Here is a 16,043-nt window from a genome sequence, read left to right on the forward strand (position 1 = left end):
TCACCATGGATTTCGACCTGCCGCGCAATATCATCCTGCCGGTCGACGCCGTCGACGTCCGGCTCGACCCGGCCCCGCATCCCTTCGCGCTGGATAATGCTAAGGCGATCGCCGAGAATTGGCAACGCGAGACCTCGGCCAATCCCGCGTTGTTCGACGGCACCATGGTGCTGCTGTCGCAGCTCGCCTGGCGCGACAATCGCCTCGTCGGCCGCTGCCATGCCGTCAGCTACTCTACCTTCATGCTCTGGCGCGCGCGGCGCGAAAGTTCCGGCGCCGAGCATGCCTTCGCGCATGCTATGCTGGTTGCCGGCGACAATGCGCTGGTGGCGATCCGCATGGGCCCGCATACCGTCAATGCCGGGCGCGTCTATTTCGCCGCCGGCTCGTTCGAGCCGGTCGATTTCCGCGACGGGCTGGTCGATGTCGACTTCAACATGCTCCGCGAGGTGCGCGAGGAGACCGGCCTTGATCTATCGACCGCCAGGCGCGGGGACCGCTATCACGCCTTGTCGGCGAACAGTGGCACGGTGATCTTCCGCCGCTATCACGTGACGGCGCCGGCTGGTTTGGTCGCCGAGCGCATCCGCGCCTTCGTCGCGACCGAGGCGGAGCCCGAGATCGAGCAGCCGGTGATCATCCGCGACGCCAACGATCTGCCAGATGGGCTGATGCCGCACATGAAGCCGCTGATCGAGTGGCATTTCGCCGGCAAGGATTAGGGGCGCGCCTTGTTCCGCGCTGCCTTGCCGTCGTTGCGGGCGGCGACGAAGAACAAGACAAGGCCAAGCCCCAGCAATCCGCCCATGGCCATCCCCATCGTCTGACCGACAACCGTTTGAAAATCCGAAGTGACGCGGTCGGGATTGGCCATGCCGAAGCGGGCGAGATACCACCAGATGCCCGCAAGGACGGCTTCTATGATCACCATCACCAAGATCAGTCGCGCTTTCTTGTTCATCTGTACTTCCTCGGCCAGAGTCAGTTAGGGCCATCGTGTCTCAGCATGTCAGGCCGCAAGAGATGCGCCAGTGTCACCTGTCTGCGATCCACTGCCGGATATCGTCAGCCAGTTGCTTGAGAACGCCCGTCGTTCCCTCGGGGAGCGGGCTTGGAAACCGTTGCCCCGGATATGCAAGCGTTCCCCCCAGATTGGCTGGCTGGGCGCAGGTCATCTCGTGCTGGTCGAAAAATTTCATTACGTTGCCCGCGCATACGCCCACGCTTGGATCCTCAGCGGGATCCGTGGCGCCGTTGACGATCACCGCTCCGAGTTTTCCTTTGAGCTGCTGTCCGTCGCGCCACAGGGGATCCGATCTGTCGAGCAGGACGACTCCCAGTGCTGACGGCATTCCGAAGCAGGTGGGGGTAGCCATCAGAATTACGTCCGACTCCATGATGAGTGACAGGACACGATCGATCCCGTCGCAGTGGTATCCGAAGGTTTGATAACACTGCTCGCATCCGAGACAGTCGATGCGCTCATCTGCCAGCCGGACCTGTTCCATGACCTTCACGCGAGGATCACTCTCGAGCGAGCAAAGAACCTCGGCCAGCATCCGCCCTGAATTGCTGGAGGCGCGTGGGCTACAGTCTATGCCAATGATGGTCGTCGCTTTGTCCATGTGAGGATTCCCAGCTAGCGTGACGGCTACCGAATCGCTCGGGGCGAAGTTTGAGTATTCCAGACGGCTTCAGAGTCGATGGGTCAAACCTGCACGCCGAAGCACAAAGCTGTGCAGAAGCGGCCGGACGCCTGGTGGAGGGGCGCTTACTCGTGCCTGAGCGCGTCGATCGGGTTGAGCCTGGCGCCGCGCAACGCCGGGAAGAAGCCGAACACCATGCCGATCAGGGCGGAAAAACCGACGGCGAGCAGGATAACCGCCAGGCTCGGCGCGAAGGGGATGCTCAAGGTCAGCGAAGCAAGGCCGGCCAGGGCCAGCCCGATCAGGATACCGATGATGCCGCCGAGCAGCGACAATACCGTCGCCTCGACCAGGAACTGGATGAGGATGTGTTTCTCGTGCGCGCCGATGGCCAGCCTGATGCCGATCTCGCGGGTGCGCTCGGTAACCGAGACCAGCATGATGTTCATGATGCCGATGCCGCCGACCAGCAGGCTGACGCCGGCGACGGCGCCGAGCATGCCGGTCATGGTGGCGGTGGCGCTGGCCATGGCGTCGGCGATCTGGGTCATGTCTCGAATCGCGAAATCGCTCTCGCGGTCGGGCGTGATGCGTCTGATGTCGCGCAATATGTCCTCGACGCGCGGCTGCAGCTCGCTGGTCGGCGTGCGGTCGTCGGCGGCGATGTAGATGTTGTCGATGTCGCGGTTTCCGGCGATGCGACGCTGATAGGCGTGCAGCGGCATCAGCACGACATTGTCCTGGTCCTGGCCGAAGCCGGTGTAGCCCTTGGGCTCGAGCAGGCCGATGACCTTGCAGGAGGTGCGGTTGACGCGGATGATCTCGCCCTCGGGATCGCCGGCGCCGAAGAATTGCTGGCGCACCGTCTCGCCGATCAGGCACACGCCGGTGCCGGAGCGGGTCTCGGAATCACTGAACGGCCGGCCTGAAACAAGCTTCCAGTCGCGGGCATCGAGATAGGCGCTGTCGGTGCCGGTGACGCCCGATGTCAGGCTTTCCGTGCCGAAGATGACACGCACCTGCTTCTGCGAGGCCGGCGAGATGGCGCGTGCACCGGTGAGATGCGCAACCAGGGCCGTCAGGTCCTTTTCGGCCAGCGGGCGCACCACCTGGTCGAGCCCGCCTGGGCCACCGGGCCCGGCCGGGCGGCCCGAGCGGACGACTAGCAGATTGCTTCCTAGCTTGGCGATGTCGGCCTTGACCTTCTCCGTGGTGCCGGAGCCGATGGTGAGCATGGCGATGACCGCGGCAACGCCGATGACGATGCCAAGCAGCGTCAGGAAAGAGCGCAGAACGTTGCGGCGGATGGAGCGGAGCGAAAGCCGGACAGTTTCCCAGATCATGCCAGCTCCGCCTTCATGCGGTCAGAAGCGACATGCCCGTCAAGGAAGCCGATCGTCCGCTCGGCATATTCGGCAACATCGGCTTCATGGGTGACCATGGTGATGGTCAGGCCGAGCTCGGTGTTGAGTCGGGTCAGCAACTCCATGATCTCGTGGGTGCGGGCGGTGTCGAGGTTGCCGGTCGGCTCGTCGGCCACCAGCAGGGTCGGCCTGGTCACTATGGCGCGCGCGATCGCGACGCGCTGCTGCTGGCCGCCGGACAGCTCCGCCGGCGTGTGGTGCTCGCGTCCTACAAGCCCGACCTGCGCCAGCGCCTGCATGGCCAGGTCGCGGCGCTCGCGCGCGGCCACGCCGCGATAGATCAACGGCAGTTCGACATTTTCCGCCGCCGTGGTGCGCGCGAGCAGATTGTAGCCCTGGAAGACGAAGCCGACATAGAGATTGCGCAGCATGGCGCGACGGTTGCGGTCGAGCCTTCCGGCATCGATGCCCATGAAGGAATAGGTTCCGGCCGTCGGCGTGTCGAGGCAGCCGATGATGTTCATCGCCGTCGACTTGCCGGAGCCCGAAGGACCCATGATGGCGACGAATTCGCCGCGCCTTATGGCAAGGTCGACCCCAGCCAGCGCATGAACCCGGGCTTCGCCCTGGCCATAGCTCTTCCAGACCTTGTCGAAGGTGATGAGGGCAGCACCGGCAGCCACGGCGTCAGCTCCGCTGTTGCGACGCAGTGATGATTTGCGCGCCTTCTTCAAGACCCGAGAGGATCTCGGTCAGTTCGCCGTCGGTTGAGCCGATCTTGACGTTGACTGGATTAGGACGCCCGTTCTCCAATACGTACAATGTGCGCAAGCCGTCCGCGGGAGGCGCGACCGGACGTTGGCGGTTGGGACGGCCCATGCGGCCGGTGAACAAATCGCTCAGGCTCCAGCCACGGGCGGCCTGCTGCGCCGGACGATAGCGGAAGGCGGTGGACGGCACGGTGAGCACGTCCTTGGCCTGCCGTGTTACGACGGACACGGTCGCGGTCATGCCCGGCCGCAGCAAAAGCTCGTTGTTGTCGACCTCAAGCCGCGAATTGTAGGTGACGACGCCGTCGGTAGTGACCGAGGCATAGGAGATGTCGCGGATCTCGGCATCGAAGGGCCGATCCGGGAAGGCATCGACCGTAAAGCGGGCATGCTGGCCCGATTTGACCGCGCCTATATCAGCCTCGTCGACCGCCGCAACGAGTTCCATGTTCCTGAGATCGGCGGCAATGACGAACAGCACCGGCGCCTGGAGGGAGGAGGCGACCGTCTGGCCCGGATCGACCGAGCGCGTCAGCACGATGCCGTCGATGGGCGCATAGATGGTGCTGTTGGCAAGGTCGGTCTGCTGCGATTTCAGGTCAGCGTTGGCGATGGCGAGATTGGCCTCGGCACTATCGAGAGCAGCCCTGGAGCGGTCGCGCGTCGCGTTCGCGGCTTCGAGCGACTGGTCGGTGGCCATACCGCGCTTGGTCAAGGCAATTGCACGCACCAACGCCTTTTCGTTCTCGTCAAGCGTGACTTTTGCATCCTCGACATTGGCGGCCGCCGCTTTGGCGGAAGCCTCGGCGCGCTCGATCTGGACACGCAGCTTGGTTGTGTCGAGGGCTGCCAGCACGTCGCCCTTCTTGACCTGCTGGTTCTCCTCTACGGCGACCGAGCCGATCATGCCGGAGAGCTGGCTGGAAATGTCGACCTGGGTGAGCGGCTGCAGCGTGCCTGTCGCCGACACTTGAATGGTGAGATCGGCCTTGGCGGCCGGCGTCGTCATGTAGTCCATCCTGGCGGGGGTGCCCGCGTACCACTGATAGAGGCCCAGGCCCGCGGCAAGCACGACCAAGGTCAGCAAGGCATAGAACCAAGTGCGACGGCGCGTCCGGCTCCGCCCCTTTATGTCGAGGCCGAGCGCTGTCTCGATGGCGGAATCCGATTCCGTCTTTGGCAGATTGACAATCTGGTCCACGCCGGACCCCTATGATGCGCAATGTCCCTGTCTGTGCACAGATCAGGCTAGATGGTTCGAATATCAAATTAAATTTCGCCCATGTTGGGATTGAGGCAGGAATGAAGACCCGCAATTACTTGCTTTACGATGTGTTCACGACCGAGCGGCTGGCTGGCAACCCGCTAGCCGTGGTGCTGGATTGCGAAGGCCTGGATGCGGCAGCGATGCAGGCCATCGCACGCGAGTTCAATTTGTCCGAGTCGGTCTTCGTGCTGCCGCCGGACGATCCCAGGCATAAGAACCGGATCCGCATCTTCACGCCCGACTATGAAATGCCGTTCGCCGGCCATCCGACGGTCGGTGCCGCGATCGCGCTGGCCGAACTCGCGGAGGAGGGCAGCGCCGGCATTTTCGTGCTGGAGGAGAATATCGGCCCGGTGCGTTGCGCCGTCAGCCGGCACGATGGGAGTGTTTTCGCCGAGTTCGACTTGGCGAGACTGCCCGAGCCACTAAAGCTCGAGGCCGATCCCCATGCTATCGGCGCCGCACTCGGACTGGCGCCGCACGAAATCGGCTTCGAGAATCATCAGTTAGGTTTCTGGTCGGCCGGGGTGCCCTATGTGACCATCCCCGTGGCCAATCTCGAGGCGGCAGGCCGAATTAAGCTCGACAACCAGGCGTGGTCTCAACTGGCGCCGCGCAAGAGCGAATGGGCCTTTGCCAGCCCCTATGTCTATTGCCGAGAGACTGTGAACCATGAAAGCGCGTTCCATGTCCGCATGATCGTGCCTGGCACGCCGTCCTATGAGGATCCGGCGACCGGCTCGGCGGCGGCCGCCTTCGCCGGAGCCATCATGCATTTCGACGCCCCGACGGACGGTATTTCACAGCTGTGGATCGAGCAGGGGCTGGAGATGGGGCGTCCCTCGCGCATCCGCCTGGAACTGACCGTGCAGGGCGGAAAGCTGGCCTCCGCGCGCATCGGCGGCAATGCGGTCAAGGTCGCGGAAGGCAAGCTTTTCGTCTGATCACCCGCAGGCTTGTCGATTTGTCGGGAAATGATTCCGGCAGGGCTGGACAGGACCGATGGTGGCGGCTATATGCCCGCCAACGCCGGTTTTTGCCGGCCTAGTGGGTGCGTAGCTCAGTTGGTAGAGCAGCTGACTCTTAATCAGCGGGTCCACAGTTCAATCCTGTGCGCACCCACCAAATTCCTAGAAGACTTGGTGGAAAGACCCTGAAGGCGAGAAGCGCGGCTATGCGCGTTTGTCGGCACAAGTAGCGCTTCCCGTCTCTCTCCAGCGGTCGGCGTTTCTCACCATTGACAAAGCGCCCAGGTACCGGTCAAGGATAGTGTCGTGCACATTTTTGACGGGGACATCGGAATGAAGAAGACCTACGTAAAGCCGGTTCTAGACAAGCGCGAAAAGCTTTCGACCGTAACGGCCGCGCCTTGTCCGAGCTACGGCTGCCCAACCTAAGCTTGGTCAACCGTTTGGTTCAAAAGCCCGCGCATTTCGGTGCGCGGGCTTTGCCGTTCAAAGGCATGAACACGGCAGCTTGTGGTCACCATTTCGGACGCATTGGTCGCCCGGCCGAGCGAAGCGGCGGGCCGCGCGGAGGCTACCGAAACTGCCGTACGATTGCTGCCCTACAAGCTTAATCACCTACTTCTCCGACACTCCAGCCTCGGCAAAACTAGCCATATGCGCATGACATTCCAGCGCCGAGCGCACGATGTTGACGGCAAGGCATGCGCCCGAGCCTTCACCGAGACGCATGCCGAGATCGAGAAGCGGCGGCAGGCCGAGGGCTTCGAGCAGGCCGCGATGGCCTGACTCGGCGGAGACATGGGCTGCGGTGGTGTGGGCGAGGCCGGTCGGGTGCAGCTTGGCCAGCGGGGCGGCGGCCGCCGTGCAGACGAAGCCGTCGAGCAGCACCGGTATGCCGAGATGACGAGCGGCGAGCGTGGCCCCGAAGATGGCCGCGAGCTCGCGGCCGCCGAGCGCCGCGGCAACGCCCAGCGGGTCGGCAAGGGCGCCTGCGTGGCGCTTCAGGCCGGCTTCGATGGCGATCACCTTGCGCTTCAGGCCGGCATCATCGACACCGGTGCCGCGCCCCGTCCATTTCTCCGCGCCGCCGCCGAACAGGGCGGCCGATATGGCTGCTGCCGGCGTGGTGTTGCCGATGCCCATCTCGCCGAAACAGATCAGGTCGAGATCGTCAGTCACGGCGTCATAGCCGGCCGAAACCGCAGCGAGAAACGCCGTCTCGTCCATTGCGGGCATTTGGGTGAAGTCGCCCGTGGAACGGTCGAGATCGAGGGGGATGACATCGAGCTCGGCCCCGGCGATGCGGGCGAGCTGGTTGATCGCGGCACCGCCGCCGGCGAAATTGGCGACCATCTGCACCGTCACTTCGGACGGGAAGGCCGACACGCCTTGGGCGGTGACGCCGTGATTGCCGGCGAAGACGAACACTTTCACCCGGTCGAGCCTAGGCATGTCGCGGCCCTGCCAGCGCGCCAGCCACGCGGCTATGGTCTCCAGCCGGCCAAGACTACCCTGCGGCTTGGTGAGCGTGTCCTGCCGGTTGGCAACCGCCAGGGCGGCGACATCGCTGCCGGCAGGCAGTTCGAGGCACGCGGCACGCAATTCATCGAGCGATTTAAAGGGCATGGGGGCAAGGTCTCCGAAAAAGAATCAGGCCAAAGGGATTAGGAAAGAGCCACGGAAGCGACGAGCAGCACCGATATCTCGCCCACCTGCTGCAAAGCGCCGATCGTGTCGCCGGTCTGGCCATCGATCTGGTTGAGGCAGAGCGCGTGGAAGGCTGCAAACAGCAGGCCGAGCAGGACGAGTGCGGCGACGGCGCCACCAAAACCGAGCAGCAGGAGCGGCGCCGCGCCGAGCACGGCGCCGACGATGGCGACTTCCAACGCAACCGTGCCGGCGCCGGCTGAAAGGCCGTCGTCGCGCGCCGGAGGCAGGCTGTGCATGAAGGCGCCAAGCACGCCGCGTGAGGCCGCGTGCGCGGCAATGAGGGCGACAAGCGCCTGAGTGGGGTCGATGAATTGCGACAGTGCGCTCCAGCGGATCAGCAGCGACAGGGCCAAGGCCATGGCGCCATAGGCGCCTATGCGGCTGTCGCGCATGATCTCCAGCTTGCGGCCCCGCGATTTGCCGCCACCGAAACCGTCGGCAACGTCGGACAATCCGTCCTCGTGCAGGCAGCCGGTGGTAAGCACCGTTGCAACAAGGGCAAGCGCCGCCGCGGGCCCCATGGCAAGGCCGAGTCGTTCCGCCGTGGCAAAGACGGTGGCGCCGATCAGGCCAACGACGAGGCCGGCGAGCGGCGCCGCCCAGATTGCGGCGGCGAGGCGGCGGCCGCGAAAGTCGAGGACCGGCAAAGGCAGCCTGGTGAAGAAGACCAGGCAGAGTGCGATGTCGTCGACGATCTGTCGTGGCGAAAGGCTGACGCTCCGCAGCTTGAGCATGATCCTTTCCCAGATGCGGTTGCGAGGCTTCGGCATTGCTCTAGCCCCTCGCAATGGCGTGGAAGAAGGTGCCGCTGACCTGGCCGCGCCGGAACCCAGATGCGCCGACCGGATTGCCCTGACCGTCGGCGAGGTCGGCCAGCGGCTCGTCATTTCCGCTCGCCGTCATTTGCGCATAATGGAATTCGTGGCCACGGATCAGCGCGCCTTGCGAGCCCAACGGACAGTCGGCGCGCAGCCGCGCCTCGCGGTAGCCGAGATTCATCTTGCGCTTGGCGAAGCTGGTGGAATGGCCGAGCAGGCCGAGCATTGCATGGGTTTGACCTGCCGCGTCCTCCAGAGCTTGGCCGAGCGCCATGAACCCGCCGCACTCGCCGTGAATGGGCTTGGTCGCGGCAAATCTCGCCATGCCGGCCCTGAAGGCCTCCGCTGCCGCGAGCCGGCCGGCATGAAGCTCGGGATAGCCGCCGGGCAGCCAGCACACATCGCAATCCTCACCGGGCGCTTCGTTGGCAAGCGGCGAGAACGGGACGATCTCGGCGCCTGCCTGGCGCCAATGAGCGGCGACATGGGGATAGAGGAAGGTGAAGGCGGCGTCCTCGGCCAGCGCGATGCGTTGTCCCGGCGGCGCCAGTGCCTCGTCGAAGCCGCCCGCCGCCGGCGTAAAAGGTGTCGCCAGCGCCATGATGGCATCGAGGTCGAGCGACTTTTCCGCCATGTCGGCCAGCCGATCGAGATGCGCCATCAGGTCGTCATATTCGCCGGCCTGGACGAGACCCAAATGGCGCTCGGGCAGGGTCAGCGTCGGGTCGCGCAGTATGGCGCCGACCACTGGCAGGCCGATCGCCTCGATGGCATCAGCGGAGAGCCGGCGGTGGCGCTCGCTGCCTAGCCGGTTGAGCACGACACCGGCCATGCGCACATCCGGGTCGTAGGTGGCGAAGCCCTTGGCGACGGCCGCCGCCGTGGTCGACTGGCCTGATACGTCCAGCACAAGCAGCACCGGCAGGCCGTAGAGCCGGGCGAGGTCGGCGGCGGAGCCGGTGCGGCCTGGCAAGGACGGGATGCCGTCGAACAGGCCCATGGCGCTTTCGAGGATGACGAAATCGGTGTCGTCGGCCGCCTGCGCGGCAAGCGCGTTGAGCAGCGATGGCGGCATCGCCCAGCTGTCTAGGTTGACGCCGGACAGGCCGGTGGCGGCGGTATGGAAACCGGGATCGATATAGTCGGGGCCGGATTTGGCACCACGCACTTTCAGGCCTCGCCGGGTCAATGCGCGCAGGATGCCGATGCTGACGCTGGTCTTGCCGGAGCCGGAGCGCGGCGCGCCGATGATGATGGCGCGGGCCGTCATGCTTGCCCCATCAAGGCCGCCCGCATCGCGACGACGCCGCCGACCACGATCAGCGCCGGCGAGGCCAGCCCGGCGGCAGCGGCCTCTTCGGTGATGGTGGCAAGCGTAGCCACGACGATCCTTTCCTGAGGCGTCGTAGCGGCAACGATGACGGCAGCGGGCGTCGATGGCGCCAGCCCGCCATTGAGCAAGGCCGCGGCTATGATGGGCAGATTGGACATGCCCATATAGACGATGACCGGCTGGCCGGTGCGCGCGATGGCCGCCCAATCGATGTCGTCGTCGGTGCCGGCGGCGTGTCCGGTCGTCAGGATTACCGCCTTGTTGATGCCGCGCATGGTCGCAGGAATGCCGGTGGCGGCAAGCGCGCTGAGACCGGAGGTCAGGCCGGGCAGGACCCGGAAGGGAATATTTTCGCGTACGAGCGCCAAGGCTTCCTCGCCGCCGCGCCCAAAAATATAGGGGTCGCCGCCCTTCAGCCTGACGACGCGGCGGCCGTCGCGCGCCAGTCGAACCAGCAATGCGGTGATGTCGTCCTGCTTCATCGAGGGCTTTCCGCCGCGCTTGCCGGCAAAGAAGAGCTCGGCATTTCCCGCAACGGCCACGACATCAGGCGAAACCAGCGCGTCATAGACCAACGCATCCGCCTCGGCCAAGGCCGCCAGCACTTCCACGGTCAGGCAGCCGGGGTCGCCGGGGCCGGCGCCGGCCAGCCAGACATGGCCGGGCTCAAGCCGGCGCGGCTTGAAGTTCAGCCGGGCGAGCGCCTGTACGAGCGTGGCGTTCCCGCCGTCCTTGTCGGTAACGCCGCTCACAATCCGTCCCGTCCCCGAAAACGCCGCTGGTAATGGGCGTCGTACAATGAACTCTCGCCGAAATCGCGCGCCGCCAGCGAGCGGCCGACGAAGATGATCGCCGTGCGCTCCATCGGGTCGGCGGCGAGCAGCGCCTCGATGGTGGCCAGAGTGCCCGTCAGCACGCGCTCGTCCGGCCAGGAGGCGCGGAAGACGATCGCCACCGGGCAATCGCCGCCACAATGCGGCGTCAGGTCGGCAACCACGCGATCGATGGCGTGGATAGCCAGATGGATGGCGAGCGTGGCGCCGGTGCGACCGAAACCGGCAAGCGTTTCGTTGGGCGGCATCTTCGAAGCACGGCCGGAAACGCGCGTCAGCACGAGGCTCTGCGCGACCTCGGGGATGGTCAGTTCGCGGCGCAGGGCAGCGGCTGCTGCGGCGAAGGAGGGGACGCCGGGCGTCAGTGTGTAAGGGATGCCGTGCCGCTCCAGCCTGCGGATCTGCTCGGCAACGGCGCTCCAGACCGACAGGTCGCCGGAATGGAGGCGGGCAACGTCCTGGCCTGCGTTGTGAGCTTCAAGATAGGCGGCCTCGATCTCGTCGAGCGACATCGGCGCCGTGTCGATCAGCTTCGTTCCCGGCGCGCAGTGCTGCAGCAATTCAGGCGCGACGATGGACCCGGCATGGAGGCAGACGGGGCAATTGGCCAGCAGGCGCGCGCCCCGCAAGGTGATGAGGTCAGCCGCGCCTGGGCCGGCGCCGATGAAATGAACGGTCATGGCGCGTCATCTCCGCCGACAGCGATGGCACAGGTGACAGGGCCAAGGACAGTGCGTGGGCCAAGCAGTCTTGCCCCGGTTCCGGCAGCGGCGAGGGCCGAGGCTTCGGAAACCGATGGAGTGCCGGCAAGGTGTTGCGAAATGCTGGAGTTGCTGATTGTAGCTGATGCGGCAGCCTCGATCGCGGCCGGGTCGACGATGACGACCGGAAGTTTGAGCCGATGTCCAGCGGAGGTGATCGCGTCTTCATGCTTCTTGAAATCGCTCGTCGCCAGCACCGATAACGCCGCCATCGTCAGGCCGTGCGCTTCGATAGAGGTCTCGATGGCTGCGACCACTTCGTCGACACTGACCCCTTTTCTGCTTCCGATGCCGGCGACGATCATGGCTTCAGCCAACTCCATTGCGTGACCGGCATGGCGGACCGCCAGGCCTGCATGGAGCCGACCGGCGAAGCACGGGAGATGGCAAGCCGAGCAAGATCGCCGCCGAGCTTCATGTGCTGGGTGAGCAGCAGGGCCTCCATCTCCAGCGTCACCGCATTCGCAACCAGCCGGCCGCCGCTTCGCAACGCCTCGATGGCCTCGTTCAACACGCCTTCTTCGCTACCCCCGCCGCCGATGAAGATCGCGTCCGGTGTCTCGAGCCCGGCAAGCGCGCCGGGGGCGCTGCCCTCGACCACGACGAGGCCTGGAACGCCGCAGGCGGCGGCGTTGCGGGCGACGCGGGCGGCGCGGATCGGGTCGGCCTCGATGGCAATGGTGCGCATCGAGGGATGGGCGAGCATCCATTCTATGCCGATGGAGCCGGAGCCGGCGCCGATGTCCCAAAGCAGTTCGCCGCGCCTCGGCGCCAGCGCCGATAGGGTGATTGCGCGGATTTCACGCTTGGTGATCTGCCCGTCATGATCGAACAGATGGTCGGCCCGACCCGACGCTAGGGGAAGGATGCGTGCGTCGGGACCAGATTCAACTTCCACAGCCAACACGTTGAGAGGATTGACGTTTTCGAGATCGAAGGCGTCGGCGCGGGCCGTGCGCAAATTCTCGTTTGGACCGCCGAGCGCCTCCAGAACGGTCAGCCGCGAAGGGCCGAAATCGAGTTCGGTGAGCAGGCTGGCAATTGCCGCGGGGGCTTGCCCGTCCGATGTCAGGACCAGAAGGCGCGCCCTTGGCTGCAGCAGTGGTCGGATCAGGTCCAGCGGCCGGCCATGCAGCGAGACTGCCTCGATGTCCTGTAGCGCCCAGCCCAGCCGTGCGGCTGCCAGCGAAACGGCTGACGGCGCGGGGATGACATGCATGTCCTGCGGCCCGACCTTGCGGGCGAGGGTGGCCCCGACGCCATGGAAGAACGGATCGCCAGAGGCAAGCACGCAGACGTTCCTGCCGGCAAGCGCCAGCACATCGGCCATGCCGGCATCGAAGGGAACGGGCCAGGGGCGCGGCTCCCCTTTGGCCAGGGAGGCAATCAGCGCCAGGTGCCGTTTGCCGCCGAAGATAAATTCGGCTTGCGCAATCCGCTGCTTGGCCTCGTCGCCCAGACCCGCTAAGCCGTCCTCGCCGATGCCGACGATGGTGAGCCATTGGGGTGTTGGCTGCCTGATTTTTGACATGTCGCGCCGCCCCTCATCCGCCTGCCGGCACCTTCTCCCCGTATAGTAACGGGTAGAAGGGAGAAGCTCGGACGCCGACGCCTCCCTCTCCCCGTTCTTCACGGGGAGAGGGTAAGGGTGAGGGGCGGCGGCGACGCTGTTCAACGTGGGGCCCATGAAGAAAATTCTGATCCTTGGCGGCACAACGGAAGCCCGGCAACTGGCAGGGAAATTGGCGTCGCGCGCTTCCGTCACGCTGTCGCTGGCCGGCCGTACCGAAAGCCCGGTCGCGCAGGGCGTGCCGACAAGGGTCGGCGGCTTTGGCGGCGCCGAAGGGTTGGCTTGCTATCTCACGGAGACAGGCAAGGAGCTGATGATCGACGCCACGCATCCCTATGCCGCGCGGATCTCGGCCAATGCAGCGGAAGCAGCGCGCAAGACCGGCGTGCCGATTGTCGCCCTGCGGCGCCCGGGCTGGGAGCGGGTCGAAGGCGACCGCTGGACGCCGGTCGATACGGTCGGCGCTGCCGTGCAAGCGCTTGGAACGGCGCCACGCCGGGTTTTCCTGGCGCTCGGCCGTCAAGAAATTGCCGCTTTCGAAGCCGCGCTCCAACATCAATATTTGATCCGCAGCGTCGATCCCGTCGAGCCGAAACTTGCGGTTCCCGACGCGACGTACCTGTTGGCGCGCGGGCCGTTTCACGAGGCGGAGGAACGCGCGCTGCTCGAGAAACATCACATTGAAATTCTCGTATCCAAGGACAGCGGTGGCGCGGCGACCTATGGCAAGATCGCTGCCGCGCGGGCGCTTGGCATCGAGGTGGTGATGGTGCGCCGGCCCGATCTGCCGAAGGTGCCCTCGGCTGAAACCGTCGAAGCGCTGGTCGCGCTTATCGAGCAGCGTGGGGTGGATCATTTTCTCTGACCCGACGACGAGCGTGGCGTGTAGACCAGCGTCGGCTTGTCGCCGCGCTTGATGATGCGGGTTTCCGGCGAGCCGATGATGATGCAGGTCGCCATGTCGGCCTTTTGCGCATCGACATCGGCCAGCAGATACACCTCGATCCGCTCGTCGGGACGGCCGGCCGCACGGCCGAAGATCACTGGCGTGGTGCCGGGCAGGATGGCGGTAAGGCACTCGAAGGCCCGGCCAAGCTGCCAGGGGCGCGCCTTGCTGATCGGGTTGTAGAGGGCAATGACGAAGCCGGCGCCGGCCGCCGCCAGCAGGCGCAGTTCGATCAGCTCCCACGGCTTAAGATTGTCGGACAGCGAGATGGCGCAGAAATCATGGCCGAGCGGCGCCCCGATGCGCGCGGCCACGGCGAGCATGGCGGTAACCCCAGGCACGACAGCGACATCGACGGCTCTCCATGCGGCAGGACCGGACTCTATCGCCTCGCAGACCGCGGCCGCCATCGCGAACACGCCGGGGTCTCCGCCCGAGACCACGGCGACGGCATGGCCCTCGGCTGCATTCATGAGGGCGTCCTTGGAGCGGGCGAGTTCCTCGCGGTTGTCGGAGGCGACGCGTGTCTGGTCGGCGCGCAGGTCGAGCCGGTCGAGATAGGGCTTGTAGCCGTAGAAGAATTGCGCTTCGGCGACGGCGCGGCTGGCTTCGGGAGTAACCTGGTCCGCATTGCCGGGCCCAAGGCCGATGACGGTGACACGACCGCTCATGCGTCGCCTCCCGCCACACCGGGACGGCCGGACCAGCCGGCGACAAGCACGATGGAGAAGTAAGGCGCCCGGTCGTCCTGCTTGTCTGCCAGCTTCATTGATAAGGTTGCGGCCATAGTGCCGCGCTCGACATAGACGGCGCGCGCCAGCTTGCCGGTTGCTTCCAGTGCCCGTCTGATCTTCGCCAAATTGCGGCCAACCTTCATGATCACGGCAGCATCGGTGTCGGCGAGGCGACGCGTCAATTCGAACTCGCTCATTGTGCCCGGCAGCACCGTGAGCACGTCGTCGCCCTGGACGATGGGCAGGCCGGTCTGCGACCAGCAGCCCGACATGGCGGTCACACCGGGAATGACCTCGGTCGGGAAGCGATGGGCGAGCCGCACATGCAGATGCATGTAGGAACCGTAGAAAAGCGGGTCGCCCTCGGACAAAACGGCGACCATCCGGCCGGCCTCGAGATGTCCGGCAACAGCCATGGCGGACTCCTCGTAGAAGCCGGTGATCTGGGAACGGTAGTCGTCGTGGATCTTGTCGATTTCGGTGGTGACGGGATAGAGCAGCGGCAGTTCCACCATGTCGGGCCGGAAGCGTGCCGCGACGATGGCGCGGGCATTGCTGTTGTTGCCGCGCTTGGCGAAATAGGCGACGACATCGGCGTCGGCCAGCACGCGCGCAGCCTTCAGCGTCAGCAATTCGGGATCGCCCGGACCGGTGCCGACGCCGACGAGACGGCCTTTGGGGAGAGCGTTCACAGGCCCGGCCTCGCCAGCGAATTGAGCGCTGCGGCGGTCATGGCGCTGCCGCCGAGACGGCCGCGCACGATGGCATAGGGCACGCCGTAGGAGTTTTCCGCCAGCGCATCCTTCGATTCCGCCGCGCCGACGAAGCCGACCGGCATGCCGATGATGGCCGCCGGCTTCGGCGCTCCGTCGCGGAGTTTTTCCAGGAGATAGAACAGTGCGGTCGGTGCGTTGCCGATGGCGACCACGGAACCGGCCATGCGCTCGCCCCACAGGTCGATCGCAGCAGCCGAGCGGGTGTTGCCGATCTCCCTGGCGATGTCGTGCGTGCGCGGGTCGCGTAAGGTGCAGATCACCTCATTGCCGGCGGGCAGGCGGGCGCGGGTCACGCCATGCGAGACCATCTCTGCGTCGCAGAAGATCGGTGCGCCGGCTGCCAAGGCGGTGCGGGCCGCGGCAACGAAATCGGTGGAAAAGACAAAATGCCTGGCGGCTTCGACCTGGCCGCAGGCGTGGATCATGCGGATCGCGACGTCGGCCTCGGCCTCGGAGAAACGCGACAGGTCGGCCTCCGAGCGGATGATGGCGAAGGAGCGCTCGTAGATCGCCGCGCCGTCATGGATGTAGTCATAGGCAACCATGC

The 16,043-nt window shown here is 65.5% G+C and carries 18 protein-coding genes and 1 tRNA gene; 4 read left to right on the plus strand and 15 right to left on the minus strand.

The annotated features are described in order from the left end of the window. Positions 1 to 5 precede the first annotated feature (5 nt). On the plus strand, positions 6 to 722 hold the full coding sequence (locus LB513_RS09415) for a hypothetical protein (protein WP_224663354.1): 717 nt from the start codon (positions 6 to 8) through the stop codon (positions 720 to 722). On the opposite strand, the gene LB513_RS09420 is transcribed toward LB513_RS09415, so the two are convergent. The 5 genes from LB513_RS09420 to LB513_RS09440 form a co-directional block, all read right to left on the minus strand. After that, positions 719 to 961: a hypothetical protein gene (locus LB513_RS09420; RefSeq protein ID WP_224663201.1), complete on the minus strand. Its 243-nt coding sequence runs from the start codon at positions 959 to 961 to the stop codon at positions 719 to 721. The genes LB513_RS09415 and LB513_RS09420 overlap by 4 nt on opposite strands. 73 nt (positions 962 to 1,034) lie before the next feature. Next, positions 1,035 to 1,625 (minus strand): flavodoxin family protein, encoded by a 591-nt coding sequence (locus LB513_RS09425; RefSeq protein ID WP_224663202.1) that lies wholly within the window; start codon positions 1,623 to 1,625, stop codon positions 1,035 to 1,037. A gap of 146 nt (positions 1,626 to 1,771) precedes the next feature. After that, positions 1,772 to 2,989 (minus strand): ABC transporter permease, encoded by a 1,218-nt coding sequence (locus LB513_RS09430; protein ID WP_224663203.1) that lies wholly within the window; start codon positions 2,987 to 2,989, stop codon positions 1,772 to 1,774. Then, complete coding sequence (locus LB513_RS09435; RefSeq protein ID WP_224663204.1) at positions 2,986 to 3,693, minus strand: ABC transporter ATP-binding protein; 708 nt, start codon at positions 3,691 to 3,693, stop codon at positions 2,986 to 2,988. The genes LB513_RS09430 and LB513_RS09435 overlap by 4 nt, the downstream gene beginning before the upstream one ends. A gap of 4 nt (positions 3,694 to 3,697) precedes the next feature. Beyond that, positions 3,698 to 4,981, minus strand: a complete 1,284-nt coding sequence (locus LB513_RS09440; RefSeq protein WP_224663205.1) for an efflux RND transporter periplasmic adaptor subunit — start codon at positions 4,979 to 4,981, stop codon at positions 3,698 to 3,700. A 101-nt stretch (positions 4,982 to 5,082) separates the two neighbouring features. On the opposite strand from LB513_RS09440, the gene LB513_RS09445 reads away from it, so the two are divergent. Both LB513_RS09445 and LB513_RS09450 read left to right on the plus strand, forming a co-directional pair. Further along, positions 5,083 to 5,991, plus strand: coding sequence for a PhzF family phenazine biosynthesis protein (locus LB513_RS09445; RefSeq protein ID WP_224663206.1), 909 nt, complete (start codon positions 5,083 to 5,085; stop codon positions 5,989 to 5,991). 105 nt (positions 5,992 to 6,096) lie between these two features. Beyond that, a tRNA-Lys gene (locus LB513_RS09450) sits at positions 6,097 to 6,172 on the plus strand. A 458-nt stretch (positions 6,173 to 6,630) separates the two neighbouring features. Here LB513_RS09450 and cobT read toward each other — a convergent pair. The 7 genes from cobT to cbiE are packed head-to-tail and all read right to left on the minus strand — an operon-like array spanning position 6,631 to position 13,001. After that, positions 6,631 to 7,641, minus strand: coding sequence for a nicotinate-nucleotide--dimethylbenzimidazole phosphoribosyltransferase (cobT, locus tag LB513_RS09455; RefSeq protein WP_224663207.1), 1,011 nt, complete (start codon positions 7,639 to 7,641; stop codon positions 6,631 to 6,633). Between the two features lie 38 nt (positions 7,642 to 7,679). Beyond that, positions 7,680 to 8,459, minus strand: coding sequence for an adenosylcobinamide-GDP ribazoletransferase (cobS, locus tag LB513_RS09460; protein WP_224663208.1), 780 nt, complete (start codon positions 8,457 to 8,459; stop codon positions 7,680 to 7,682). Between the two features lie 40 nt (positions 8,460 to 8,499). Continuing rightward, positions 8,500 to 9,813 (minus strand): cobyrinate a,c-diamide synthase, encoded by a 1,314-nt coding sequence (locus tag LB513_RS09465; protein WP_224663209.1) that lies wholly within the window; start codon positions 9,811 to 9,813, stop codon positions 8,500 to 8,502. Next, entirely contained in the window at positions 9,810 to 10,628 is an 819-nt protein-coding gene (gene cobA / locus LB513_RS09470) for a uroporphyrinogen-III C-methyltransferase (protein ID WP_224663210.1), read from the minus strand. The genes LB513_RS09465 and cobA overlap by 4 nt, the downstream gene beginning before the upstream one ends. Continuing rightward, a complete protein-coding gene (gene cobM, locus LB513_RS09475) occupies positions 10,625 to 11,389 on the minus strand; it encodes a precorrin-4 C(11)-methyltransferase (RefSeq protein ID WP_224663211.1) in 765 nt (254 codons plus the stop codon). The genes cobA and cobM overlap by 4 nt, the downstream gene beginning before the upstream one ends. Further along, positions 11,386 to 11,775, minus strand: coding sequence for a cobalamin biosynthesis protein (locus LB513_RS09480; RefSeq protein WP_224663355.1), 390 nt, complete (start codon positions 11,773 to 11,775; stop codon positions 11,386 to 11,388). The genes cobM and LB513_RS09480 overlap by 4 nt, the downstream gene beginning before the upstream one ends. Then, the gene (gene cbiE / locus LB513_RS09485) at positions 11,772 to 13,001 is read right to left on the minus strand and encodes a precorrin-6y C5,15-methyltransferase (decarboxylating) subunit CbiE (protein ID WP_224663212.1); all 1,230 of its coding nucleotides are present in this window, start codon (positions 12,999 to 13,001) and stop codon (positions 11,772 to 11,774) included. The genes LB513_RS09480 and cbiE overlap by 4 nt, the downstream gene beginning before the upstream one ends. A gap of 154 nt (positions 13,002 to 13,155) precedes the next feature. Between cbiE and LB513_RS09490 the strand changes: the two genes are divergently transcribed. Next, on the plus strand, positions 13,156 to 13,905 hold the full coding sequence (locus LB513_RS09490; RefSeq protein WP_224663213.1) for a cobalt-precorrin-6A reductase: 750 nt from the start codon (positions 13,156 to 13,158) through the stop codon (positions 13,903 to 13,905). On the opposite strand, the gene LB513_RS09495 is transcribed toward LB513_RS09490, so the two are convergent. The 3 genes from LB513_RS09495 to LB513_RS09505 are packed head-to-tail and all read right to left on the minus strand — an operon-like array spanning position 13,893 to position 16,041. After that, a complete protein-coding gene (locus tag LB513_RS09495) occupies positions 13,893 to 14,657 on the minus strand; it encodes a precorrin-3B C(17)-methyltransferase (protein WP_224663214.1) in 765 nt (254 codons plus the stop codon). The two genes, LB513_RS09490 and LB513_RS09495, sit on opposite strands and share 13 nt — an antisense overlap. Then, on the minus strand, positions 14,654 to 15,412 hold the full coding sequence (locus LB513_RS09500) for a precorrin-2 C(20)-methyltransferase (protein ID WP_224663215.1): 759 nt from the start codon (positions 15,410 to 15,412) through the stop codon (positions 14,654 to 14,656). Before LB513_RS09500 ends, LB513_RS09495 begins: the two co-directional genes overlap by 4 nt. Beyond that, positions 15,409 to 16,041 carry a precorrin-8X methylmutase gene (locus LB513_RS09505; RefSeq protein WP_224663216.1) on the minus strand — a complete coding sequence of 211 codons (633 nt, stop codon included), beginning with the start codon at positions 16,039 to 16,041 and terminating at the stop codon, positions 15,409 to 15,411. Before LB513_RS09505 ends, LB513_RS09500 begins: the two co-directional genes overlap by 4 nt. Positions 16,042 to 16,043: the final 2 nt, after the last annotated feature.

Source organism: Mesorhizobium sp. ES1-1, assembly GCF_020164785.1.
Taxonomy (GTDB): domain Bacteria; phylum Pseudomonadota; class Alphaproteobacteria; order Rhizobiales; family Rhizobiaceae; genus Mesorhizobium.

What these genes read in the sequence shown, in the direction of transcription:
- LB513_RS09445 (WP_224663206.1), top strand. Translation starts at nt 5,083, where the DNA reads ATGAAGACCCGCAATTACTTGCTTTACGATGTGTTCACGACCGAGCGG.
- cbiE (WP_224663212.1), bottom strand. Translation starts at nt 13,001, where the DNA reads ATGTCAAAAATCAGGCAGCCAACACCCCAATGGCTCACCATCGTCGGC.
- cobM (WP_224663211.1), bottom strand. Translation starts at nt 11,389, where the DNA reads ATGACCGTTCATTTCATCGGCGCCGGCCCAGGCGCGGCTGACCTCATC.
- LB513_RS09465 (WP_224663209.1), bottom strand. Translation starts at nt 9,813, where the DNA reads ATGACGGCCCGCGCCATCATCATCGGCGCGCCGCGCTCCGGCTCCGGC.
- LB513_RS09420 (WP_224663201.1), bottom strand. Translation starts at nt 961, where the DNA reads ATGAACAAGAAAGCGCGACTGATCTTGGTGATGGTGATCATAGAAGCC.
- LB513_RS09415 (WP_224663354.1), top strand. Translation starts at nt 6, where the DNA reads ATGGATTTCGACCTGCCGCGCAATATCATCCTGCCGGTCGACGCCGTC.
- cobT (WP_224663207.1), bottom strand. Translation starts at nt 7,641, where the DNA reads ATGCCCTTTAAATCGCTCGATGAATTGCGTGCCGCGTGCCTCGAACTG.
- LB513_RS09430 (WP_224663203.1), bottom strand. Translation starts at nt 2,989, where the DNA reads ATGATCTGGGAAACTGTCCGGCTTTCGCTCCGCTCCATCCGCCGCAAC.
- LB513_RS09495 (WP_224663214.1), bottom strand. Translation starts at nt 14,657, where the DNA reads ATGAGCGGTCGTGTCACCGTCATCGGCCTTGGGCCCGGCAATGCGGAC.
- LB513_RS09490 (WP_224663213.1), top strand. Translation starts at nt 13,156, where the DNA reads ATGAAGAAAATTCTGATCCTTGGCGGCACAACGGAAGCCCGGCAACTG.
- LB513_RS09480 (WP_224663355.1), bottom strand. Translation starts at nt 11,775, where the DNA reads ATGATCGTCGCCGGCATCGGAAGCAGAAAAGGGGTCAGTGTCGACGAA.
- LB513_RS09425 (WP_224663202.1), bottom strand. Translation starts at nt 1,625, where the DNA reads ATGGACAAAGCGACGACCATCATTGGCATAGACTGTAGCCCACGCGCC.
- LB513_RS09505 (WP_224663216.1), bottom strand. Translation starts at nt 16,041, where the DNA reads ATGGTTGCCTATGACTACATCCATGACGGCGCGGCGATCTACGAGCGC.
- cobS (WP_224663208.1), bottom strand. Translation starts at nt 8,459, where the DNA reads ATGCTCAAGCTGCGGAGCGTCAGCCTTTCGCCACGACAGATCGTCGAC.